Raw genomic sequence first — 21,727 nt, forward strand, 5'->3', positions numbered from 1 at the left:
ATTTCATAGTCACGGATGGCATTCGTCTTGCTCTTGTTCAGGACAGGTCGGATCCGGAATGCAGGCTTGTGGCGTGCACAGCCGGAAACCGATCTTGTCGATCGGAATGCCGATATCGTGCGGGGCCACGCACCACTCAAAGGTGGCGACGAAGGTAAAGGTCAGCCGCGCCGCCAGCGGATCCGCCTCGACATGGAGACCGCGATAGGCGACGCGCTCGCCGCGTGGACCCTGCCAGTCAATGAATCCGGCGATCAGCTTGTCGCGGATGAACTCGTAGGGATAGTAATTCCAGTACGGCGTCTCCTTGCCCCTCAAGGTCTTGACCCTGGTCGGCGGCATCCAGAACTCGACGATGAAGCTGTCGGTGATCTCGAATTCCGAACTGCGGCTGCGCAGCAATTGATGGCCAATCGACTGTGTGAACGCCACCAGCACCAGCGGCAAAGTCGGGATGTTCTCCTTGGTGATGTCGATATCGCTGACTGCGACCGAACGCGGCGGACCACCATTCGGATTTTCCAGTTCGGGGTAGAACCACTCGGCGATCGCTTCGGCCACCGCGGGCAGAAAGCGTTTCTCTTCGGTGGGAGTTCGGGCGTCCATCTACTGCCTCGACCACTCAACCCAGTGACCCAGCCGTCCGGCGCTCATGCCCTCCTTGAGCGCGTCATCACTCATCTTCCGACGCGCCATTCGCGACGTGCCGTTCCGCAGATAGATCGAATAGGGCATGTTGCTGCCGATGGTCATGGAGTCGTTGGTGACTTCAGTGCGGATCGAGCCCTTGAGCCGGCCAGTGCGGATGTTGGGCCAGGCGCCTGGCGCCGACGCCGGCGGATAATTGCCCATGCCGCCTTTGAACGCTTGCTCAGACGCCTTGGCCACGCGCTGCAGCCAGCTCTGGATCTCGGCATCGTTCTTGCGGGCGTAGAACGGACGCCACGGCGTGAATTCGAGCGTGATGTCCATCAGATCTGCGACGCGTCTGCCGCCAGCCTGTTGCTCTGCGGCGGCGACGCCTGTTCCGAGCGCTGCACCAGATGGGCGTGGATCACAATCCAGTTTTCGTTGTCATAGAAGCCCAGCACCTTGTACCAGCGCGGCGGCGACTTGCGGCGTTCCTCGTAGACCCAGGCCGCCGAGGTGAAGTCCAGATCGACCTTGTAGCGCACCGTGATCAGATGGGTCGGACGTTCGGCCTTTTCCTGGATGGCGTAGCCATAGGGCGAGATGAACGACTGCAGATGCGGCTGCGCATAGATCGCGGCCCAGACCGAGGCGATTGACGTTCGCGACAAGGTCATGACGCCGCCCTGCTCCACCACGTCGTGCATGGTGCACAGCGACACCCGGTTGCGCAGGTCAGAGATTTTGGTGTCGAGCTGCACTAGATCGCCTCATTGTCGTAGAGGCGCCAGCTTTCCAGCGCGCCCGACACCATGGCGATATTGTTGGAGCCGGACACGCCGCCGATCTTGGTGGAATTGTCCTTGCGATTGCGCTGGGTCAGCAATTCGTCGCCGGGGTGCTCGATGATCCAGGCGATGTATTGCAGGCAGCCGACGATGATCCCGGCCGGCACGTCATCGACGCAGGCGAAACCGGCCTTGTAGGCCGCCATCATGCCGCGGTTGAGATAGTGCGTCGCGCAGGGATCGCAGCAGTTCGACAGATCGAGCAGGCCGGTGCGGATCGGTATCCGGATCGCGCGCGTGCCGGGTGGCACCGGAAACGCCATGTTGTTTCCGGGAGCGCCGCCATAGAGGTACACCATGCCGTCGGCGACGGGGTATTGGAGCCGAAACCGGTAGGTCAGCTTGCCCGGATGCAACGACGGCCAGATCGATTGCCGCTCATGCCGTGGCGGCGACTGGATTGCCTCGACCACCGTGCGCTGCCCCGCCAGCAGCATCCCGGTATAGAATTCCGCCGACTCCACCGAAGACGCCCGATAGAGATCGAGCTGGTCGTCGGTTACGCCGGGCACGTCGTCGGTCTTGGTGTGCTGGCGAATGAGGTCGAGCGACAGCCGCCTGGACCAGTCGAATTTGGTGACCTGGTCCGGCTCGAACGGCGGCTCGGCCTGCGCGTGCCGCTCACCCGACGTCGCCGTCAGCATTTGACGATCCCGATATCGAAGCAGTCGGTGCGCTGATAGCAGGTGCAGTCGCAGTCCAGCGCGCCCTGCAGCACCGTCAGCCGCCACACCTCGCAAAGCTGCGCCGCCGGCGACACCTTGACCGGAAATGACACCGTGAAATAGCGCTGGTCGACGGTGACGCCGTCATGGTCGATGCTGACATGCGGCGTCGGGCTCAAGGTGGCGCTGGCGATGCCGACGGCGATCACGGCCTCGAACACGACAGGCGGGTTGACGCCGTCGCTGACCGAGCAGAAGAACCGATCCTCGCCCTGGTAGTTGAAGACCGGGTCGTAAGCGAACAGGCCGGCAGGATCGAGCACCAGCTTGCCGTGCTTGGGTCCGTACAGCGGCAATAGCTTGAAGGTCAGCGGGTCGGTTTCCGGGTCGCTCACTTGAATGTTGAGATCACCATCGAGGTGCACGTTGACGGGCGTATCGAACCTCACCAGATCGGCCTGCGGCTGCGGCGGCAGGTTGCCGCCGACCGGCACCGGGCATGTCTGCAGCGGCTCGATCACGAACTGCGGCGGGCAGTGCAGTTGCCCGATGGGGACCGCCCATGGCGCGTAGCCGACGCTGACCTTGCTGATGGTGCCCGGCTTGAGCGACAGCTTCTCGCAGCAGCATTTGACACAGCCGCCGTTCGTCACCTGCTGATCATCGACGGTGAAATGCAACATGGAGGCGGTCCTCGGTTAAAGGAAAAAGTGCCCGGGAGCAGTTAGGGAGCAGGCGCTAGCAACACTCCCGGGCCTCGCCAGTGTCCTGGGGCTGGGGGCATTACGGACACTGGAAGCGCTCATGTCAGGGGTTGGGAGGACACGCGAAGCATGGCGGCGCTGCGAGCGTCTGCGCGACATTCTGTTTACAGGCGTTGCTGCACTTGACCTTGATCATGATTGCTTCTCCTTCGGTTTGCGCGACGGTGCTTCCGGTGCAGGTGACGGCGCGTCCGTCGCTTGCTCCGTCTCCTGCAATGCTTTGTTGTAGCTGCGGGCTTCCTTGCTGGTCATCAGCCGCGCATAGCCGCTGCGGAGCAGATAGTCCGACACGTTAGGCGGCAGTACGACCTGCATGGTGTCCCGGTCCCAGCGGACCTGGATGATGTCCTGGAAGAAGCCCGGCCGGTAGTCGAAGAACTTGATGGGGTTGCCCTCGTCGTCAACGGTCTCGCCGCTGACGACCAGCATCACGCAGCCGACGCGACCATCCGCGGTCTCCGGCCGCTTGCCTTCCGCGATTACGAGAACTTCACTGTCGGCCATGCCAGCAACCCATCTATGCGGCGCAACATCCGCTCCCACCAGGACAGATCCGGACAGATCGTTCGCGTCAGCCTCACTCGGGCGAGCGGATCCGCCGCGGTGTCGACCTCCTGCATCACGCAGACGAAGCCGTCGATGTCGGCGACGAACGAGATCTGCTTCGAGGGCCGCTCGGCCACCAGCCGCATCGACATCGGTTGCCGCATCGACGGCGCATCGCCGACCGCCAGCGCCGCGATATGCGGCACATAGGGCGAGAATGACTCCTCGGAACGTTCTTTGGCAAACACGTACAGCCGCCCGAGAGTGGCGGTGGTCAGGTGAGCCCGGACGATGACCTCATCGCCCGGACCCACCCGGATCGGTCTGCCGGTCGGCACGCGCATTCAGCGCGGACCTCCCAGCACGACGACGACGTGCAGGAAGCCGGTGTCGCCGCTGACCGCCATCACCTTGATGAAGGCGTCGGGCTTGCACGGCAGGGTGGCGGTGCAGATGGTCCCTTTCGGAGTGCCGGCCGGGATCGTCACTTCCGATTTCGTCGCAGGCAAAGCGCCCCACGGCGACATGCAGGAAACGACTTCCTCGACCGGATGGAAGGCGCCGGGGGCACACGGATCGGCGGCATCGGCCGGCGCAGCCTGCACTTCGAAGACTGCATCAGCAGTAAGGTCATCAATCGCCTGAAACGTGATGCCGAAGTTGACGTGGTGACGAATGTCGATGGGCGGGTTGACGTTCGTCGCAGCAACAGCTCGCCACGCCAGGATACCCTGGTTCTGGGACGCAACATTGATGTTCATAGTAGATACTCCCTATGGGGCTGCTGGATGTTACGGACCAACGGTGAGGATGCGCGCCGCCGGGCAGCAGCCCGTGAAGCCGCCATCCTCGGCGCCGAACTGGTACTTGACGCACCAGGCCGAGCTCTGGCCCTGCCACTGCTCGATCCACAGCGGACGCTTGTTGACCATGTAGTAGGCCAGATTCCAGGCGCCGGCCGCGACCAGGAAGTCGCCGGTGGTGAACGGATTGGTCGTACTGCCCTTGGTCAGGCCGTCGGTCGGATCCGGCAGACAGTTCGAGATCCGGATCCGCTCACGCACATCCTCCGGCGAGTAGGTCATCAGCCCGTCGCCATAGACGAATTCGCCGATGCTGTTGGTCATGGCCGCCAGGTAGGCGAACATGTTCTGGTGCATCACCACGGTGACCGGGCCGTACTCCACCGGGCACGAGGCCACGAACAGCCGGAAGTCGACATGGTTGAAGGCGGCAGTGGCGGTCTTGTTCTTGGTGAAGCAGTCGGCCGTCAGCCAGCCGAGCGGCTCGTTGTGGCCGTCACCGACCATCAGGGCGCGATTGCGGTTGATGCGGTAGCTCCGCGAGGCCGCCTGGTACATGAACTGCAACAGGTCGTAATTGGCTTCCGCCAGCACCTTGCGCTGCAGACAGAACACGCCGCGGAAGTCCGAGACGTTGCCGTTCTTGTACTGGATGTTGCCCTCGGGGCCGTATTCGGCGTCGCACTTGGCGTCGCAGTCGTACTTGCCGATGTCGCCGTAGTCCATCACCTGCGGATACAGGAAGGTCGACTTGCTGACCGTCACCGAATTGTAGAGGTCGAGCAGTTCGGCGCAGATGATGTTGCAGTCGACCACGATGCCGAGCAGCTCCGGCGAGAACATCGCGCTGTCGAGCGAGGCCGCCTCGAACGCCTTGTGCTCCAGCTCGGTGAACGACCGGATGATGTGCTGCTTGGACTCGATGCCGACCTTCATCAATTTACGAACCGCCGACCGATACTGCGAGGCATCGACCAGGTTGTTCATGTCCGGCTTGAAGTCCTCGTCGAGGCCGCCCTTGAACAGGAAGGCGCGCCGCTGCAGCTCGATCGCCGCCTTGACATCGCTGTCCTTGAGGTCGCTGCCGCCGCGCAGGAACGGCACGTCGATCTCCTTCTTGACCTGGTCCAGCGCCTGCTGCAGCGCCTGCTGCTGGGTCACCAAGGCGGCGTATTCAGCGGCGTGCTTCTGCACGGTGGCCTTGATCTCGTCGCTGTCGGCCTTGACGCCGTTGTAGTGGTTGGTGAGCTCGCGGTAGTGGGTCTCGGTCGCATGCTTGTTGGCTTCCAGCGAGGTGACGATGTTGCCGAGCTCCTTGGACAGGTTGGCGAGCATCGCCTCCGCCGCAACAGAATCGGTGGGCGGCGCTTCCTTGGTCAGGAAGGCCCCCTTGCGGATGTGGGTGTTCATGGTGTGATTTCCTTGAGGACGTGGTTTTGGAAATGACCTTTCCGCTAGCGCAGAGCGCGATTAGCTCGGGCGGCGAGGTCGTGACAGGCCTTCAACATCTGAACATCCAGCAAGGGACGGTCGGGTTGGGTGGCAGGGGCCGCCAAGGGCGGCTGCTTGCCGAGGAACAACGGCGCATGCCGTTTCAGGAACACGGTCCAGGCATGGGCCTCGTTCCGGCTGCGACAGAGCCGCTCGGCGACAAGCGCCTTCTCGAACTCGGCCACAGTATCCGGGGATAATTGCTTGATGAAATCCATCGTCGCTTCCGGCTGCGCCGGGAAGGTGACGACCGAGACCTCGATCAGATTGCCCTGCTTGATGATGAGGTACTCGTTGTCCTGTGCATCCTTCTGGTCGACGAACTCAAACTCCTCCAGCTCAAATCCGACCGAGAAGCTGAGCCCGCCGATCTGCTTGGAGACCGTGTAGAGATCCTTGACGTAGGAGACGTCGAGGAACAGCTGGGCGTCAATCTTGAGATTCTCGCCGACGGTCTCCAATCGCTTGATCATGCCGGCCGGCTTATGGACGTCGTGCTGCGCCAGCAGCTTGATGCCTTTCGGGCCGTTGAGACCGTTGCGCCGGATCGAGGCGTCGAACGCGTGCGCCATCACCCGATGGCCCATCAGGTCGGTCGACGGCGTCGAGGCGGTGCCGGAGATGAAGCCGTCCGCGAGATCGTCCTGGCTCTCCACTGCGAATGCGAGATCGCAATTGATGCGATCGCCTGGCTGCCAGTGCTTGGTCATCGCAGTCGTCTCCTGTTCATTGCACTGTCCTCAACTGTGCCTTTGCCTTCTCCGGCAGCGGCGTCGGATCCTCGGCCGCGCCCGGCGGAGGCTTGGGCGGCTCGACCTCGGCCGAGGTGCCGGTCCCCGACGACAGCAGCACCGCCGGGATCTCGTTGGTCTTCTCGAAGCCGAGGATCTCGCGCTTCTCGTTGGTGGTCAGGAAGTTGACGCGGCTGAGCGTCGCGCCGAGATTGGCGCGGCCTTCCCACAATGCCGGAATGGCATCGAGATCGAACGAGACCCGCGCGCCGGGCGGGCAGATCGCCTGGGTCATGCCGGCCGCGATCGGCGCCAGGTAGCAGGGCGCGATGGTGTCCTGCCAGAAGCTGAGCCGGCTTTCGTTGTAGTTCGAGGCGTACTTGGCGCTGTCGGCGCTGCCGAGCCCGAGCAGCGCGATCGGCACCCCGAACACGCCGGCAATCTGCCGGGTCATGTCGTCGAGCGGGATCTTGGAGTGGATGTCCTTCAGATCGTTGTCGAGCTTATGCACCACGACCGTGGTGTTGTAGAGGAACAGCACCGAGCCGGAATTCTCGTCGCCAGGACCACCCTCCTCCAGGTGCTGCGCCAGCGCTTCGCGCTGCTGCTTGGTCAGGGTCTTCTCGGCGGTGATGACATACTTGACGTTGGGATGACCGCTGGCGGTGTCCAGCGCCCGCTGCATCAGCGCGTTGATGATGGCGATCGGCTGCGCGATGCTTTCGATCGCGGCCGGCGCCTTGTTGTATTCGACCAGGCCGGTCAGCGACGGGAACGAGATCTCGGCGCCGTAGGCTTCATTGCGGCCACGCTTCTCGGCGGCGCGCCGCGACGGCAGCACGGTCATGTCCTGGCCAAGGCCGTATTCGTAGGCGTCGACCGTGCCGCGGTTGTTGAGGACGCCGCGGACGTATTTTGCTGCGAGAGGATAGAGCCCATTGGGCGAACCGGTCGAGCCGATGCCCACCTTGAAGTGAGCGCGGGCGTAGAGCATGAGGTTAAGAGCGATCCAGTACTGGAATTGCTGACTGGTGAAGGTGTCGTTGGGCGATTTGAGCAGATCATTGATGGCCTTGATCTTGGTCGCCGCCGCCCGCTCCGAGGCGATGACGTTGGGATCCTGCTCGCAAAACCACGGCACCGCCTGCACGCTGGAGGCCACGAAATTGGTGATGCGGTAGAGCTGCGGGTTCTTGCGCTGCGCGACGTCGGCCGCCTCGACCGCCGCCGACGACAGAAACCGCACCGGCACCCCGCCCATGAAATGGATGGGCGAGACCGGTTCGTCGGTTTCCAGCCGCTCCGGCTTGGCTTTGCGGAACAGGTCGAGCAGGCTCATCGGCGCAAGGAACTACCTGAGGCTCGCAACAATGCAGCGCCAACCCAGGCGCAGCATCTCGATGCGGCTCATGCACCACCGTGTTTTGACCTCCGGGTTGAGGTCTTCCACGCGAAGCATGCCATCTTCGTATTTCACGAGCGGACCGCTCTGGTGCCAGAACAGGGTCATTTCAGTCTCCCTAGACCTGGCGCCTAGCCGCCGCGCGCCGTGACGACAGCGAGGCCGATTGCACGATGTGCTGCGGCGCCTGCGTCGGCTGATGCTGCGTCGGCATCCGCTGCGGCGTCGCCATGGTTGACGGCCGCTGTTGCTGCTTGCCTACCGGCGCCGAATGCCGTCTGAACGATTTGCCGCATCCGCATCCCATTAGCCTGCTCCTCTGTTGGTTATTTGCACGATGGCAATGACGGATAGCGCCGACACACCGCCGCCCTCACCCGCGCCTTCTGGCTTGGCGTGCCGTGCTGACTGACCCGCGCCAGCGCATTGGCGGCGTGCGCGCGATCGTGGATCGGGTATTTGCGCTTGCCAGGAATGGCGAACGCCTTCGTCGGCAGCCGCTTGCGGCTCCGACCGGACAGCTTGGCCATTTGGAGATGTCCTCGTTTTGCTACCAGAACTTAAACAGCCTGAAGACGCCGCCATGCGGGTCGCTGGAGGGGTCGTCGCCGTCGAGCGAGAAATCCTCCAGCGCGTAACGCACCGAGTCCCAACCGTGGTTGTTGGCGTCGACCGGCACCGACAGCGACTGCCCGGTGCGGCGGTCGGTCTGCCAGGAATAGAGCCGCGCCTCCTCCCGCATCTGCTCGCAGGACGGATCGATGACGATGTCGTAGCTCTGCAGGAAGTTGATGCCGCTCTTGACCGAGCCCGGCCCCTTCTTGGCTTCGACGACGTTGAGAGCGCGACGCTTGAGGAATTCGATCGTGCCGGGCTGCGAGCTATCCGCCTTGATCAGATCGCGGTCATTCTCGATCACGCCGCGGATCAGCTTCGGTAAGTCGTCCATCGCAACCCGGCCGGAGGCCTCCGCGGCGATATAGATCTGCTTGCGGTCCTCGTTGATGAAGACCTTGGTAATGAACGACGGATCGGAGCCGAAGCCAAAATCGAGGCCGTAGCGCGCCGGTGTTCGGTCCGGGTCGATCTCGATCCGGCCAGTGCGGGTGTTCGGAAACACCTTGCTCTCGTGCTTGGTGTCGTACTCGCCGAGCCAGACGTGCTTGTAGCGGGCGAGGTTGCCGGCTTTCAGCACCTCCATCTCGTTCACGAGCTCGGTGTCGCGGAAGAACGGGTTGTCGCGGTAGTCGACGAAGGTGACGATGCTTCGCGGCGGTGGTCCTTGCGGACCACGGAAATAGATATCGACCGGATCGTCCGGCAATTCCGGATTCCAGGTCCAGATCAGCTCCGAGCCGGCCTTGCGCACCGTCGGCAGCAGGATCTCCATGCTTTTCGCATTGATCGTCCTGGCCTCCTCGATCCAGACGATGTCGGCGCCTTCGAGGGAGCGGATGCTTTCGATGTTCCGTTCCAACCCCATGAACAGGAAGTCGGACTTGGTGTTCTCGTTGACGATTGTGCGGTCGGTGGCGTTGAACTGCGCGCTCAGTTCGAGATCGCGGATCCTTCGCTCGATCAATTCCTTCGAAGAGTCGCGGATCGAATTCTGAAACTGGCGGCAGCAGACGATGCGCTTGCGGGCCTGCAGCGACTGGATCAGCAGATAGGTCGCGACGCTCCAGCTCTTGGCCGAGCCGCGCCCGCCGAAGATCGCCTTGTGCCGGGCCGGCGCAAACAGCGTGCGCTGGAATTTCTCGCCAAAGGCGACGTTGAGCTGGCGCTTTGGCGGCTCGTCCGGCGGCGGCGGCGGCATCACTAACGGCGCCTGCGGTGGCGGCGTGCGATCTATCGGGGCGAGATCCTCCGGCATGGTCTTCTGCGGTCGCCAGGAGGTATTGGTCTTGAGGCCAGCCTTGGGCTTGGCCTGCTTGGCCTTCGGCTTCGGCTTCGGCTTCATGCCGCGGCGACCAGCACGCCCAGCACCAGGCCAACGCCCATGGCGCTAGCCAGCGCGAGCCCGATGACGACGCCGACGACGACGCCGCGAAACAACAGACAGCACGGGCAATCGGTGAACAGGTATCGCGTCAGCCGCGAGGTCCAATGATCCTCGGTCTGGCACCAGCCCGGTGTCAGGCGGTAGCTGGCCCAGGCGAAAGTGTTGGAGAGGTGATTATCCTCCCACTCCACCGGACCGCCCGGATGTGGATCGCCCTCATGGGTCTGGCGCGGATCGTCCGCGGGGCGAAACTTCATTGCAGCCACCGCCGCGCCCACAGCACGCCGTCGCGCACGCGGTACTCGAACTCGTCGGCCTGGCTCGGCCCCGGGCAATCGCACTCGGCATAGTCGATGCCGCACACCGGGCAGTTGCCGTAGGCGTCGCACTCGGCGGCATGGATCACCCGGCGCCAGGCGGGTTGCTGGTCGGGCGTGTTGCGTAGCACCATTACAGATTCCCGGAAAAACCACGGACAGACACCGACCGGTATGTGTGACATAACAGGGAATGGCCGCGTATTACGAAGACGACGACGATTTCGCCGAACCCAGCCGGTTCAGGCGTTTGAAGCCCTGGCTCACGATCATCGCGCTCGGCGTCGCCGGCCTGTTCTTCTGGCCGCTGCTGGTGGTCGCCATCTGCTGGGCGATGTCGCGCTATCGCGGCCCCAACCACTACACCAAGTTCATGGTGCCCTACGCCTACCGCTTCAAATGGGATGCGGTCTGGATCACCATCGCGGTGCTCGGCCCGTTCAGTTGGCTGGTGGTGTGGGCCGGGCTGTACGCCTACGGTGCGCCGCAGCCGATCTGGGCGTTGATCGCCGCCGTCACCCTCATCGTCGCGCTGCTGCGCGTCGTGGTCTGGCTCTGCTTCCGCTTCCCGTTGACGTCGTGGTTCTTCGTGATGCTGACCGTCTTCCTGTTCGGCATCGGGATCCGCCGCTTCGCCTACCTCCTGCTGTAGGATGCTGACGAACGAAGCCGCGCCGTTTGTCACCAGCAACGCCGCTCCCTCACCCGGGGCGGCGTTTTGCTTTGCACCATTCAGATTTCAGAAAAAACTCGGGCGCGATTCCGCAGCCTTGGATCGAACGGCTCGAATTTCCTGAACCGCGGTCCGGCCTCATCCACCGTGGTGCCGGCGCCGGCAGCCACCGTGCAGCTCAGCTCCGGCCGGTCGCATCCTGGCCGAAACAGCGCTACGCGTTCGCGGCTATCGACGCCGATGCGCTGGAGCTCGCGGCAGGCGTCAAGCAGAGGCTGGCGCGAATAGCCGCTCAGCGGCGGATGCGGACAGCACCAGTGCCAGATGCCGTGACGCTTGTGGTTGGCGCGGTCGGTCTCCTCGCCGAGCTCGATACGGATCATGGGGTTTATGGTGCGGTGCAGCATTCGAATTTTCGGAAGGTGCGATGGAGGGGGCCGCCGTCAAAGATCGAGGGCCGGATGTGGAACAACCCCTCCCCCCTTCTAATTCATTGAAAGATCGGATTATTTTACTCCGATCGGGTGATTTATCCCGATATTCGGCTGTTTTCACCTGATAACCGGCTGTTTCCGCGCCCGATTTCCCGGCCGGTTTCGCTGTTGCGGAAGTTGTAACTTGTTCAACAGCGCGCGAACGTTGATCGATCAAAGGCTTAAGCGGTGCACAAGATTGGTGCGTTACGCCGCGTCTAGATCCGGTTCGTTCGAGCTCGACTCCGCGGGCGCCGCGGCTTGCGGCTCATGTTCGATTGTCGGCGGCTCTGGCGCAAGCTTGCGCGCATCTTCCTTCGTTAGATACTGATCTGACGGAATAGAAACGATGTTCACTTGCCCGACGACAGATTGGATTGATCCGTTAACCTGTAACGGAAGCATCTTCCCGAGCAGGCTGGCAAACGCCTTTGGATGGCTGCCAGCCAGGAAGAACAGATAGCCGGTCAATCCGCCTGTGCCGTGGCCATCGCTTCCGTAGGCTGTCGCTGCATCGATAATGCCTAGCTTTAGATCGCGGGTTATGCGGTTGATTGTGCCGATGGTACGGCCGACAGGAGGAGTCGGCTTGCTCTTAGTGAGCCGCGGCAACTCAAGAGAGTCGGGAACAGGCATGCCAGATTTTTTATCCTATTCACGGGAAGATTCAGGGCATGTCATCTGCGATTCCAACCTGCCCGCAATCCCGCACAAACGGCCCTGCAGCGCGCTAAACCAAACCGCCGCTAGCATCCCGACGCTATGATGCCACGCGTACCAGTGAGCTCGACAGCGCGACTCGCGCGCAACAAAAAACCCGCTCGAAAGCGGGTTATTGTCAGCTTGCCTATCGGACAATGAATTTTTTGCTCTGTCAAGCCGGTTTCGGCAGGCGATAGGCGCGCAAGCCGGCATGTCCAAATGCCGGATCATTGCGCAAGCCTTCCAAACAAAAAAAACCCACCAACTAGTGGCGGGTTTGCTTTTTCGATGGCTTGCGGCGTTCCAGGATCCGCAACATTTCCTCTAGCACGGCTAACCGCGCCAAGATCTCTTGCACTGTCATGCGGCTAACGGCATGTCGGCGGCTAGTACCGCCTGCCGCAGATAGTCGGCGGCTTTCTGTGCTGCGCTCGCGGCCGTCATGAACGCCTTAGCGTCATCCTTAAGCAGCGCAATCCAATTGCCGATATAACCGGCATGGCGCAACTCGCCATCGATCGAAAACTCGGCGCAAAGAAACGCCGCGGTCAATTCCGCTACCAATTCCTCCGCCGCATAGGCGCGATCACCAAACCGCTTGCCGAATTCCCGCGCCAGTCGCTTGGCGTTGCCGGTCCAATGCCCGAGCTCATGAAACGCCGTAGCGTAGTAGCTGGCAGCCGATTTGAAGCTTTCGAACGTTGGCATTTGCACGCGATCGAAAGCTGGCGAGTAGAACGCCTTATCTCCGCCGGTTTCGGAATAGTCGGCGCCAGTGGCCGCAATGAATTCGTCAATCGTTGCGTCACGCTCATCCGAGTTGCGCGGCTTGACTGGCGCGGGCGAAGTGATCTTGTCCGGCAACCCGTCGCACTGATCAACGTTGAAGACAGTATAGTAGCGCAGCACGGTATAGGCCTTGCCATCGACGGTTTCGCCCTCGCCATCGCGCGGCTTGCCAATGCAGCGCTTGACGAAAACCACCTGATAGCCGTGTTCGCCCTTGCGCACGTTGCCGCCGAGTTCCTGGGCCTGCTTATAGCTGAGAAACCGCGGCGTAGCGAACCGCCCATGCGACAGCCAGAGCAGAACGGTATTGACGCCGCTATAGGGCCGGCCGGTTGCGGCATTGTGCGGAATGTTTTTGCCCGGCGTTGCGGACCATGGCTTAACCCATGGCGCGGCGCCGTTCTCAAGATCCGCGAGAATTCGCGCGGTCACTTCGCTGTAAACTTTGTTTGCCATTTCCTAAACTCTCGTTTGCGTTGCTTGATGTCTGGTATCTAGTACGTATATCGTACTACGTCAAGCAAACTGGACACGCAAACCGGAAATAATTTTCGGGCAAGAAAAAACCCGCCAACTGGGCGGGTTTGCTTTTACTCGGCAATCGCTTGGAATGGTTTCTGTCCTTTCGTTATGCCGCGCGAACCTTCGGCAGATTGTGCAGGGTTTTGCGTGCGTTGCGGATTGCTTCCCGCACCATGTCCGGGAAGTAATGGCAGATAACACGCTTGTCGCCTTGAGCCGCTCGCATGATCGAACAATTGCGATTCATCGGGTTAGGGTCGCGATGGCTGGAAAAGAATTCGGCCGGATCCGCATAGATCGAACCGCAAAGGGTATCGGATCCGAGTTCAATTCCACTGCCGATCATGACGGTGATTGTTGTCGTAAAGGCCTGCCATTCGCCCGACTCCAGTTTGCTTGCGGTTTCGTCGGTTTCATCGAATGAAATATCGACGTCGTGATCGGGACGGATTGTCGCGCTAACAATGAAGTTAGCGGTTTCGAACCGAAACATTTCGGTTCCTCTGCAGCGGTACATTGGGTTTACCTTTCGTCGTTTGCTGATATAGCTGCTATCTAGTACGTGCTACGTACTAGCGTCAAGAGCAACCAAAAAGAAAAACCCCGCCAACTCGGGCAGGGTTTTTGCAATGGCTAGGGTTTTGGCTGTTTAGATCTGGCGCAGGTATTCCTCCAATGCGCGGCCAATCGTGGTATCGGGCAAATCGCCATAGCTACGGCGCCCGTAGTGCCAAACCGGTTCTTTCTGCAGCCAGTGATATTTGCTGCGAACGTCCATAGCCATCTGGACCTTGTCCCGCGGCGAAAGGCTATCCCAATAGTCGGCGGCTTCGTTCCATTCGAGCTCAGACCAATGGGATTCATCAATTACGGGATAGTCCGCGAGCGCGCCCTTGATTTCATCGGCGGCTTGCAACGCCTTGGCGTCGGTTTCATGGATGGCAATCCATTCCACCCACCCTACCGCCCAATGCCCTTCGCGGACTACGCGAACGGTTTCACTCTCTCCACCCAACGCATGCAACATGCATTCGAAGTTGGAACGTTCCAGGCTATCGCTGTCACGCGAGTGCCCGACGCCTGCCGAGAAGTAGTCCTTCCACTCGGCGCCGACATAGCACTTGGGCAGTGTCCAGCGCTGCAGATTCTCGGGTTGATAGTTCATAGCTGCTTTCCTCGTTTTCTGGACTGGTACTTAGTACGTTATGCATACTACTGTTAAGCCAAAAAAAGCCGGACCTAAGCCGGGCTTACTTCAGTGATTGTAGAACACCCACAATTCGTCCTCGTAACGGACGAAACTGATATCGCCGCTTGTCCGCGCGTCCCGGGCATACGCCGCATAATCAATGTATCGTTTCAGATGTTCCGGAACGCCTTCGAGTCCGCCAGTTTCTTCCAACCATTCTTCGGCCCAATCCGCTTCGCTGTCCGCCTTGCCTGCGAACGCATCGCGTGCCTGCTCTATGGTCCCGGATTCGTCGACGCCGTCCTGATACGCCGCGAGCAATGCGCGGTCATGCTCGTCTAGCGCCAGCCAATCCCAGAGCTCCGCCGGAACGCTGCTCTCGGAATAGAAGGCTCTGGGGAATCCCTCGTAATCCTGAAACATCAATTCCGGATCCGACTCATCCTTGTGCAATTCAGCACAAGCCGCCAGGAACGCGTCGCGGTCGCTGTAGTCCTCGAGATCCAGCCACGCGCCTTTAAGCGAGCCGGAATTGTATTTGGCATAGGTGCCAACGTAGATTCTCGCGGTATCCATTTGTCTGTTTCCATAATGGTGTGTGTTGCGATGGCAGTTAATATGTGATACGTACTAGCGTCAATAGCCACACACCAAAATATTTTTGAAACATCCCGCTCGACGTGGTACGTATGACGTACTAGCTCTCAAACGCCATGACGCCGCGGGATTGCCCGCAGGCAAACCAACCGAGGGAATTCCATGCTGACTAAGAATGACATTGCCGCTATTCGCGCGGCGGACGATATCTGCATTCACCTGGGTTCACGTCATCCCAAGGGACTTGTCCGCTTGATCAAGCGTAAAGGCTGGAACGCCAAAGCATTCGAGACGGATCAAGAATACGTCCTGGAAAACGCGTGGGTGACCATGGAAACGACAGGCGGTCGCGATGCCTTGGAACGCGGCGTTGCCGAATGCTTCGCAATGGCTGGCATCTATCACGGCCAACGCGCGCCCGTATCGTCTATCCTCAAGACATTGCGCGCGGGCGATGAAATCACGTTCTCTTTCTATCCCGACGGCCACACCAACGGCTATGTTGCCGCGGCCGGCCTGCATGCTGACATCCTCTATTTGCACGTTCGCCGCAACGGTAAGCGCCAGACCTGGGAATTCGATGTTTCGGTTTGCCCGTCGAATTCCGCCCGCATGTGCCGCGGCGTTCCCAATGGCGATGGTTACGAGCGAATGGCCGCCGAGCGCCGCGAGTTAGCTTGAATCCTTTGGGTTTCTGCCTCGATAAGCCCGCCCTAATCGGCGGGCTTGTGCATTTGGGTTTCGCCCTTGGTGTAAGGTAGGTGGATTTCGGCTATGGGTTTCGGCTCTGACAAAGCCCGCCATATCGGCGGGCTTTTTTTGCATTGGGTTTCGGCACCGGGTTTCAGTCTTGGGTTTTGGCCCTATGGGTTTCGACCATGCAGCAATTGCTGCGCCCCGGCAAACGCCGCCTGCTTTGACAGCCGGCCATTGATGGCGCGCCGGCTGGCGTTCTCGTCGAAATAGATAAACTCGATCGAGCCGTCGGCCCGCACCACCTCGAACGATTCCTCATGCTGCACGATCACAGGCGCAATCGCGTCCTGTGCGATCGGCGCCCTCTCCTGCCGGCTGACGACGCTGATGTCCCAGCCATACTTCCGGCAATACTCCCGGACCCGATCGCGCGACCAGCGCCGCATGAAACGCACGATCGGCGCGGTTTCGACCACGACATCGTCGTGCAACACGATGCCGGCCACGAAATTCGCGCGCTGCGGATCTGCGCCAGGATCTCGATCACGCTGGGTTTTGCCCTATGGGTTTCGGCACTGGGTTTTGCCTTGGGTTTTTGCTTTGGGTTTTTGCCTTGGGTTTCGGCATCATCCTTATACGCTAGGTTTCAGCACACCGGGTTTTGGCACATTGGGTTTCGGCATATTGGGTTTCGACCGCCGACCGTTTGCCGTCCAGAATGCCGCCAGCGTTTGCAGTCCAATCCGCAGCGCGTCGACCTCAACAAACGTAGCCGGCGCCAGATCCTGTTCGCAGACCGCAGCGACAACGCGCGCGGGCGCGCGACCAGTGCGGTTGAGCACCTCGGCACTATTCTCGTAGCTCTCGATCACGCGCGCATGCCGGCGAGCTTCCTTGATCCCTTTCAGGCTGTCCGGATCGGCGACGTTGCCGCCCGCGGGTTCGAGCTTGGCCGACTGCGGCATCCGCGGCGCCTGACAGGCTTGCGCATACTCCGCGACCAATCTGCTCCAACGCTTGCCCGCAGCGTACTGGGTTTCGGTGATCCGCCCGGACAGATACAGCCGGCCGAGCATAGTGCCCCATTCCGCCGCCCGCATGCCGGCGATCGACATTTCCATCAGCCGCTTGGTCTCTGTCGGTGGCGGCAATTGCAGCTCCCGGTACAGATTCACCCGTTGCGGCCGACCATTGGGTTCGCGCCTGACCAGGCGCTTACGACGTGACATCACCCTTCCCCTTTCATCCTCTCGACCTTGACCACCGTGCTCTCTGACGGCACCAGGTACGGCCGCAAGAATTGCAGGCCGAGCTCCTTCCGGAGCTTGGTGCTGTCGATCCGTTCCGACTTCACCTTCGAAATCGTCGCCGCATAGTCGTCGCCGATCGGGTCGCACGCGCCCGCGATCAGCATGTCCCGCAGCTCGTCCTCACGCGCCTTGAGCTCCCGGATCCGCTCCCGGACGTCGGCGAGCTCGTCCGGCGGTTTGCGATTGGTTGGCACCCTTACCTCCCAAAAAGTTCTCAGCGAAGCTGTCCCAACAACAGCCTCGCCGCACCCGAGCCCTGCTTCTCCAGCGCCGTGACACCGCCGACGGCGAACGCCGCAACGGCGCGCAGCAGCTCGCCAAGCAGAGCGGCGCTGTCGTGGTCGAAGCGATGCCAGGCGCCACGGGTGATTTTGGCGATGTCCTGAAAGTATGTTTCGGCGACGGGGTTGCGGCCTTCCTGAAACAGGAACACCGGCACCCCAAGCTGGCCGAGCTTCCGAGCCGGCCCCATAATCTGTTCGGGATCTTCCTCGCAGGCGTCTCCGATGAATACCAAGGCGCCGATCTTGCGCTGTTGTGCTTCACTCAAGGCGTGGTTCAGCACCTTGGCGATCTGGGTTTCGCCGGCCTCGCACCGGATCGGTGCCATGAACTTCGCCAGCATCATCGGATCGCTGACCCACTGCGACGCCTTGCACTCGCCGTTGAAGCCGTCCATGCCGCGATAGAACACCAGCTGGACATTCAACGCGCCGATCGTCGCCGCCTCGCGAAACATCCCGGCCTGCAGCTGGACCGCACTGTCCCAGGTCTTTTCCCGGCTCGCGGTGGCATCGAGCGCGAAGATCAGATTGCCGCGTTGGAACGCCGGCTTCTTGGTCGCGCTGGCGAGGAATTTGTCGACGCGCGAAACAGCCTGATCACTCACTTTCACCTCCCAAAAACAGCTATTCTTTGCGGTAACCACCGTCAGTAGCGTCAGCACCTCGCTCCCTCAGGATGAGCCGCAAAACCGCCTTTTCACCTCCGAAATGGTCATATTCCTACACCCTGATACCTTTTTCTGACAGTTCTGACAGCAAAACGCCGTCAGCCATATACACGGGGGTACGCGCGCGCCTACGTGCGCGCACACGTGCGTGCGTGCGGTGCCATTACCTCTCTGCTTATTTCCCCAACCCTCTATTAGAGATTTACTGTCAGTACCTGTCAGCACGTCAGAAGCCCTTTCGTTTCAACCGGTGCGAACTGACACAAAACCGGCTCGCGCCACGCCTCAGTGTCGGTAGTGTCAATCGTTCCTCCAGTAGCGTTCGCCGTTGGGGCCGCGTTTGGCCCGGTACCAGCCCAACTGGATCATGATGTTGGCGATACGGCGCGCCTCGCCGCCGCCCAGTCGGTTATGGATGAAGCCCAGCGCGCTGGTGGCGACCTGCAGCACTGTCGTCGGGGGTGCCTGTCCGCGCAGCCAGGCTGCGATCGGCTCTTCCCACGGATCCGGCTCATAGCGTTCCGCCTGCTGGACGCGGGCGTAGTCCTCCTCGAACTTGGCCGTCGGCCACCATTGTTCGCCGGCCTTGAAGGCAACCACCGCCTCGGCGAACAGCTGGTCACGGTCCCGCCTCAGCTCGTCGATCCTGATGATGCCGACCTTTTCCGGCCAGAACCGCCGCCCGCCGGTCTCATCCCGGAGGTAAGTGTCCTTGTTGGTGGTGCCGATGAACACGCATTGCCGCGGCTCGATCACGTCCAGCCGTCCGTAGGACGGGCGATAGCGTTCGGACTGCCGGCTGATGAAGCTCTTGAGCAGCGTCACCTCGGCGCGGTTCAGCGCGTGCAATTCGGCAATCTCGACCAGCCATTTGCCGCGCAGATGCTGCGAGGCATCCTTGCCATGCGTGATGTCGGGCAGGTTGTCCGAGAACCATTTGTCGGCCAGGACCGCGCAGGCGGTGGATTTCATCCGTCCCTGCAGGCCTTCGAGGATCAGCATGTGGTCGGCCTTGCACCCCGGCGAGAAGATCCGCGCCACCATCGAGATCGGGAACATGCGGCCGATGCCGCGGCTATATTCGGTGTCGGGAGAGCCAAGATAGACCGGCATCCAGGTGCCCAGCCGCGCGACGCCATCCCATTGCAGGCCGCCCAGATAGTCGCGCACGGGATGAAACTCGCATTCGCGAATCCGCTTCTCGATGGCGTTCCAAACGGTGTCCTTGCCGACCGTGCCCATGCCGTTGCGTTGCAGATATTCCAGAACACTGATGGTGTCGGCGTCAATTAACGGTCGCGGCTCAAAGTTGGGATCATGGATCAACAGCGGCTTGCGCAGCACCGGCATGCACAGCATCTGGTCGTAGCCGAGCGCATCGCGCAGCTGGGGGTCCTCGCGCAGCGCCAGCAGCACGTTGGTGACGTTGCCGGCGATCAGGGCTTTGCCGTCGATGGTGCGCGTGCGCCAGTCCGAGGCCCTGGCGGCGTGCGCCTTGGCGATCTGGCGCTGCGCCGCGGCCTGCGGATCGGGCTGGTTGTAGATATGCTCGGAGATCCGGTTGGTTTGATCGAGCAGGATGGCGAGGATGTCGCTGTCGGGAATGTTGCGCCGGATCAGCTCGTGGATCACCCACCAGACCGCGGCGGACTTGTCGTTGTTGAAGCGACCGCCTTCACCATTCTTGATGATGTCGTCGAGATCGAGCTTGCTGCTGGCCTTGCCACCGGATTTGCCGGCCCTCGGCTTCTTTGCCTTGGCTTGGCTCGATCCCGGAGTCTGTTGCCCTTGCGCCTGCTTGGCCTGCAGCTTCAACGCATCCAGCCGCGCCACCGTCTGATCCAACAATATATCGCCGTTGACGATCTGGTCGGGCACGCCGGGCAATGCATCGCCGGTGATGGTGATGTAGCGTTCGCAGCGACGGTAGGTTTCAATCACCATGCCATTGGCGTTGGGGATGGCTTGGCGCCGGTGCACCTTTGGGCCGGTTGCCTTGGTAATGATCCGCAGGCCGGAATCGGAAGGCGTGATTTCCGTGTAGCTCGCGGCCTGATTCACCAGGATGCGCGCATCAGGCAACAATTCGCCGGTCTGGGGATCGCGGCAATGGTCGACGTCGAACACGCCGAGATCGGTGTCGCGCAGCGCCAGACCGATACCGTCGCCGTAGCCGGCATTGAACGCGGTCAGCGCCGCGTCGAACGACGCCCAGGTCGAGGGGTCATCGGATGCAGCCTTGCGCCTGGGCCTGGTGGCGCAATACGGGACCTTGGTGGACTTCACCGTGCCGTTTTTGGCCCGCCGCGTTTCCATCTTCCAGATCACCCAGATCGGTTTGGTGGCGTAGGGCTGTAGTGCGGGTGGCAGGCTGGTGAACTTCCCCATCGTCCGGCCTCCTTAGATCCGCTCGCCGAACTTCTTATGGAAAATGTCGTGGATCTTGGCCGCCTGTTTCGGCGACGGCGGCCGGTAACGAAGCATGCGGCCGACATCTGCGGTGAAGTCCCGCTCCCAGTCGTTGAGACGATGGACGTTGCGCTGGAAGTGCTGGACGATCTCCAGCCAGGTGTAACCATTGACACCGGCGCCGACGTCGCCGGGCGTCGAGGCTGGGACGATCGTGACCGCGTTCCGACGCGCGTTCTCGATCTCGTCGGCACGTCCATGCGCGACACCCGCATCGAAGATCCTCTGCATCTCTTCTTCACCAAGCGGCGGCGCCTTGATCCGCTCGACCAGCTCGTGACTGTCGCAACCGGCGCTCTCCAGCTGCCGCCGCATCGCATTGATCGCGTTCACGCGCTCGCCTTCGGTCGCGCCGGAACTCAGCGCCACCAGCAACAGCTGCGTGACTCTCGGTACGATCTTGGCGAGCCGGTCCTCCGTCATGTTTGCTCCCAGCAGAACACGCGGTGCGAACACATCTTGCAGCGCCAATCGTCCGGCCCCTTCTCGGTGATGCGCGGCAGCAGTTCGCCAACCCGCGTGGCGCGGATCACCGCGGCGGCCCGGTCGGACGCGGCCTGCGCCGCCTCGACGTCGAACTCCACGGTCAGCGGCAAGAGATGACAGGTGTCGGCATTCTCGGCGGTGAACAGCGCCGGGTGTTCGTCGAGGCCGAGATAGGCCATATAGATCTGACATTGGTCGTAATAGACCGGATAGGCCGCGCGCAGCCCGTACTTTTCGATTTTCTTCCAACCCGTGGATCCGAGACACTTGTTCTCCCAGAGACACGGATATTTCAGGCCGAAGATCCTGGGACCGTCCAGGATAATGCCGTCGCAATGCCCCCTGAACATGCCGTCGGCGGACGAGAACTCGCATCGCGGCGTGCCGCGCTCCATGCGAAAGCCGGCCCCCACAAACGACGCCGCGATCTTCTCCTCCGAGGCATGCCCCCTGTCAAAAATCCGCCGCGTGCGCGCCGGGAAAACGGAATCGCGCATCCAGTCGAACTGGATTTTGCGCAGACACTCTGAACCGATCGCCGACGCGCCGAGATAATTCCGCTGTTGCTCGCGCTCGCGGATCAGCTCCGCCGCATCCAGCACGGCGTTGAGCTCGCTGTTGAGCTTGCTGGAGATCGGCGGATTGAGATCGATCATGCCCATCACGCGAT

Annotated in this window: 32 protein-coding genes; 2 read left to right on the plus strand and 30 right to left on the minus strand. The window is 61.5% G+C overall.

Annotation, left to right across the window (positions count from 1 at the left end):
* Window positions 1-9 precede the first annotated feature (9 nt).
* From ACVJGD_RS09065 to ACVJGD_RS09145, 17 genes are all read right to left on the minus strand, one after another.
* Window positions 10-606 carry a hypothetical protein gene (locus ACVJGD_RS09065; RefSeq protein WP_456634028.1) on the minus strand — a complete coding sequence of 199 codons (597 nt, stop codon included), beginning with the start codon at window positions 604-606 and terminating at the stop codon, window positions 10-12.
* The gene (locus ACVJGD_RS09070) at window positions 607-972 is read right to left on the minus strand and encodes a hypothetical protein (RefSeq protein WP_456634029.1); all 366 of its coding nucleotides are present in this window, start codon (window positions 970-972) and stop codon (window positions 607-609) included.
* The gene (locus tag ACVJGD_RS09075) at window positions 972-1,391 is read right to left on the minus strand and encodes a phage head completion protein (protein ID WP_456634030.1); all 420 of its coding nucleotides are present in this window, start codon (window positions 1,389-1,391) and stop codon (window positions 972-974) included. Before ACVJGD_RS09075 ends, ACVJGD_RS09070 begins: the two co-directional genes overlap by 1 nt.
* Entirely contained in the window at window positions 1,391-2,122 is a 732-nt protein-coding gene (locus tag ACVJGD_RS09080) for a hypothetical protein (RefSeq protein WP_456634031.1), read from the minus strand. The genes ACVJGD_RS09075 and ACVJGD_RS09080 overlap by 1 nt, the downstream gene beginning before the upstream one ends.
* Window positions 2,116-2,826 (minus strand): Ig-like domain-containing protein, encoded by a 711-nt coding sequence (locus tag ACVJGD_RS09085; RefSeq protein WP_456634032.1) that lies wholly within the window; start codon window positions 2,824-2,826, stop codon window positions 2,116-2,118. Before ACVJGD_RS09085 ends, ACVJGD_RS09080 begins: the two co-directional genes overlap by 7 nt.
* A 213-nt stretch (window positions 2,827-3,039) precedes the next feature.
* The gene (locus tag ACVJGD_RS09090) at window positions 3,040-3,411 is read right to left on the minus strand and encodes a hypothetical protein (protein WP_456634033.1); all 372 of its coding nucleotides are present in this window, start codon (window positions 3,409-3,411) and stop codon (window positions 3,040-3,042) included.
* A complete protein-coding gene (locus ACVJGD_RS09095) occupies window positions 3,387-3,797 on the minus strand; it encodes a hypothetical protein (RefSeq protein WP_456634034.1) in 411 nt (136 codons plus the stop codon). Before ACVJGD_RS09095 ends, ACVJGD_RS09090 begins: the two co-directional genes overlap by 25 nt.
* Window positions 3,798-4,214: a hypothetical protein gene (locus tag ACVJGD_RS09100; protein WP_456634035.1), complete on the minus strand. Its 417-nt coding sequence runs from the start codon at window positions 4,212-4,214 to the stop codon at window positions 3,798-3,800.
* Window positions 4,215-4,244: 30 nt separating this feature from the next.
* Window positions 4,245-5,666 carry a phage major capsid protein gene (locus tag ACVJGD_RS09105; protein ID WP_456634036.1) on the minus strand — a complete coding sequence of 474 codons (1,422 nt, stop codon included), beginning with the start codon at window positions 5,664-5,666 and terminating at the stop codon, window positions 4,245-4,247.
* A 44-nt stretch (window positions 5,667-5,710) separates the two neighbouring features.
* Window positions 5,711-6,457: an HK97 family phage prohead protease gene (locus ACVJGD_RS09110; protein ID WP_456634037.1), complete on the minus strand. Its 747-nt coding sequence runs from the start codon at window positions 6,455-6,457 to the stop codon at window positions 5,711-5,713.
* Between the two features lie 16 nt (window positions 6,458-6,473).
* The gene (locus ACVJGD_RS09115) at window positions 6,474-7,817 is read right to left on the minus strand and encodes a phage portal protein (protein WP_456634038.1); all 1,344 of its coding nucleotides are present in this window, start codon (window positions 7,815-7,817) and stop codon (window positions 6,474-6,476) included.
* Between the two features lie 12 nt (window positions 7,818-7,829).
* Window positions 7,830-7,988, minus strand: a complete 159-nt coding sequence (locus tag ACVJGD_RS09120; protein WP_456634039.1) for a hypothetical protein — start codon at window positions 7,986-7,988, stop codon at window positions 7,830-7,832.
* A gap of 23 nt (window positions 7,989-8,011) precedes the next feature.
* Window positions 8,012-8,176, minus strand: coding sequence for a hypothetical protein (locus ACVJGD_RS09125; RefSeq protein ID WP_456634040.1), 165 nt, complete (start codon window positions 8,174-8,176; stop codon window positions 8,012-8,014).
* Window positions 8,177-8,206: 30 nt separating this feature from the next.
* Window positions 8,207-8,410 carry a hypothetical protein gene (locus ACVJGD_RS09130; RefSeq protein ID WP_456634041.1) on the minus strand — a complete coding sequence of 68 codons (204 nt, stop codon included), beginning with the start codon at window positions 8,408-8,410 and terminating at the stop codon, window positions 8,207-8,209.
* Between the two features lie 20 nt (window positions 8,411-8,430).
* Window positions 8,431-9,840 (minus strand): PBSX family phage terminase large subunit, encoded by a 1,410-nt coding sequence (locus ACVJGD_RS09135; RefSeq protein ID WP_456634042.1) that lies wholly within the window; start codon window positions 9,838-9,840, stop codon window positions 8,431-8,433.
* Window positions 9,837-10,139 carry a hypothetical protein gene (locus ACVJGD_RS09140; RefSeq protein ID WP_456634043.1) on the minus strand — a complete coding sequence of 101 codons (303 nt, stop codon included), beginning with the start codon at window positions 10,137-10,139 and terminating at the stop codon, window positions 9,837-9,839. The genes ACVJGD_RS09135 and ACVJGD_RS09140 overlap by 4 nt, the downstream gene beginning before the upstream one ends.
* Window positions 10,136-10,333, minus strand: coding sequence for a hypothetical protein (locus tag ACVJGD_RS09145; RefSeq protein ID WP_456634044.1), 198 nt, complete (start codon window positions 10,331-10,333; stop codon window positions 10,136-10,138). Before ACVJGD_RS09145 ends, ACVJGD_RS09140 begins: the two co-directional genes overlap by 4 nt.
* Before the next feature lie 59 nt (window positions 10,334-10,392).
* Here ACVJGD_RS09145 and ACVJGD_RS09150 point away from each other — a divergent pair, with 59 nt between their 5' ends.
* Complete coding sequence (locus ACVJGD_RS09150) at window positions 10,393-10,851, plus strand: hypothetical protein (RefSeq protein WP_456634045.1); 459 nt, start codon at window positions 10,393-10,395, stop codon at window positions 10,849-10,851.
* An 80-nt stretch (window positions 10,852-10,931) separates the two neighbouring features.
* Here the strand turns inward: ACVJGD_RS09150 and ACVJGD_RS09155 are convergent, their stop codons facing one another.
* The 6 genes from ACVJGD_RS09155 to ACVJGD_RS09180 form a co-directional block, all read right to left on the minus strand.
* Window positions 10,932-11,279, minus strand: coding sequence for a hypothetical protein (locus tag ACVJGD_RS09155; RefSeq protein ID WP_456634046.1), 348 nt, complete (start codon window positions 11,277-11,279; stop codon window positions 10,932-10,934).
* 273 nt (window positions 11,280-11,552) lie between these two features.
* Window positions 11,553-11,981, minus strand: a complete 429-nt coding sequence (locus ACVJGD_RS09160; RefSeq protein ID WP_456634047.1) for a hypothetical protein — start codon at window positions 11,979-11,981, stop codon at window positions 11,553-11,555.
* A gap of 426 nt (window positions 11,982-12,407) precedes the next feature.
* Window positions 12,408-13,292, minus strand: coding sequence for an ArdC family protein (locus ACVJGD_RS09165; RefSeq protein WP_456634048.1), 885 nt, complete (start codon window positions 13,290-13,292; stop codon window positions 12,408-12,410).
* 172 nt (window positions 13,293-13,464) lie between these two features.
* On the minus strand, window positions 13,465-13,851 hold the full coding sequence (locus tag ACVJGD_RS09170; protein WP_456634049.1) for a hypothetical protein: 387 nt from the start codon (window positions 13,849-13,851) through the stop codon (window positions 13,465-13,467).
* Between the two features lie 156 nt (window positions 13,852-14,007).
* A complete protein-coding gene (locus ACVJGD_RS09175) occupies window positions 14,008-14,523 on the minus strand; it encodes a hypothetical protein (protein ID WP_456634050.1) in 516 nt (171 codons plus the stop codon).
* A 90-nt stretch (window positions 14,524-14,613) separates the two neighbouring features.
* The gene (locus ACVJGD_RS09180; RefSeq protein WP_456634051.1) at window positions 14,614-15,123 is read right to left on the minus strand and encodes an antirestriction protein ArdA; all 510 of its coding nucleotides are present in this window, start codon (window positions 15,121-15,123) and stop codon (window positions 14,614-14,616) included.
* A 183-nt stretch (window positions 15,124-15,306) separates the two neighbouring features.
* On the opposite strand from ACVJGD_RS09180, the gene ACVJGD_RS09185 reads away from it, so the two are divergent.
* Window positions 15,307-15,825, plus strand: a complete 519-nt coding sequence (locus ACVJGD_RS09185; protein ID WP_456634052.1) for a hypothetical protein — start codon at window positions 15,307-15,309, stop codon at window positions 15,823-15,825.
* Window positions 15,826-16,007: 182 nt separating this feature from the next.
* On the opposite strand, the gene ACVJGD_RS09190 is transcribed toward ACVJGD_RS09185, so the two are convergent.
* The 7 genes from ACVJGD_RS09190 to ACVJGD_RS09220 all read right to left on the minus strand — a co-directional run bounded on the left by ACVJGD_RS09190 (window position 16,008) and on the right by ACVJGD_RS09220 (window position 21,719).
* Window positions 16,008-16,346 (minus strand): hypothetical protein, encoded by a 339-nt coding sequence (locus ACVJGD_RS09190; RefSeq protein ID WP_456634053.1) that lies wholly within the window; start codon window positions 16,344-16,346, stop codon window positions 16,008-16,010.
* Between the two features lie 126 nt (window positions 16,347-16,472).
* Window positions 16,473-16,961: a hypothetical protein gene (locus ACVJGD_RS09195; protein WP_456634054.1), complete on the minus strand. Its 489-nt coding sequence runs from the start codon at window positions 16,959-16,961 to the stop codon at window positions 16,473-16,475.
* A 107-nt stretch (window positions 16,962-17,068) separates the two neighbouring features.
* Window positions 17,069-17,344: a hypothetical protein gene (locus ACVJGD_RS09200; protein WP_456634055.1), complete on the minus strand. Its 276-nt coding sequence runs from the start codon at window positions 17,342-17,344 to the stop codon at window positions 17,069-17,071.
* A 20-nt stretch (window positions 17,345-17,364) separates the two neighbouring features.
* Window positions 17,365-18,096, minus strand: coding sequence for a VWA domain-containing protein (locus ACVJGD_RS09205; RefSeq protein ID WP_456634056.1), 732 nt, complete (start codon window positions 18,094-18,096; stop codon window positions 17,365-17,367).
* Between the two features lie 306 nt (window positions 18,097-18,402).
* A complete protein-coding gene (locus ACVJGD_RS09210; RefSeq protein WP_456634057.1) occupies window positions 18,403-20,490 on the minus strand; it encodes a VapE domain-containing protein in 2,088 nt (695 codons plus the stop codon).
* 12 nt (window positions 20,491-20,502) lie between these two features.
* On the minus strand, window positions 20,503-20,994 hold the full coding sequence (locus tag ACVJGD_RS09215; protein ID WP_456634058.1) for a hypothetical protein: 492 nt from the start codon (window positions 20,992-20,994) through the stop codon (window positions 20,503-20,505).
* On the minus strand, window positions 20,991-21,719 hold the full coding sequence (locus ACVJGD_RS09220; RefSeq protein ID WP_456634059.1) for a hypothetical protein: 729 nt from the start codon (window positions 21,717-21,719) through the stop codon (window positions 20,991-20,993). Before ACVJGD_RS09220 ends, ACVJGD_RS09215 begins: the two co-directional genes overlap by 4 nt.
* Between the last annotated feature and the right edge of the window lie 8 nt (window positions 21,720-21,727).

Source organism: Bradyrhizobium sp. USDA 10063 (assembly GCF_054063735.1).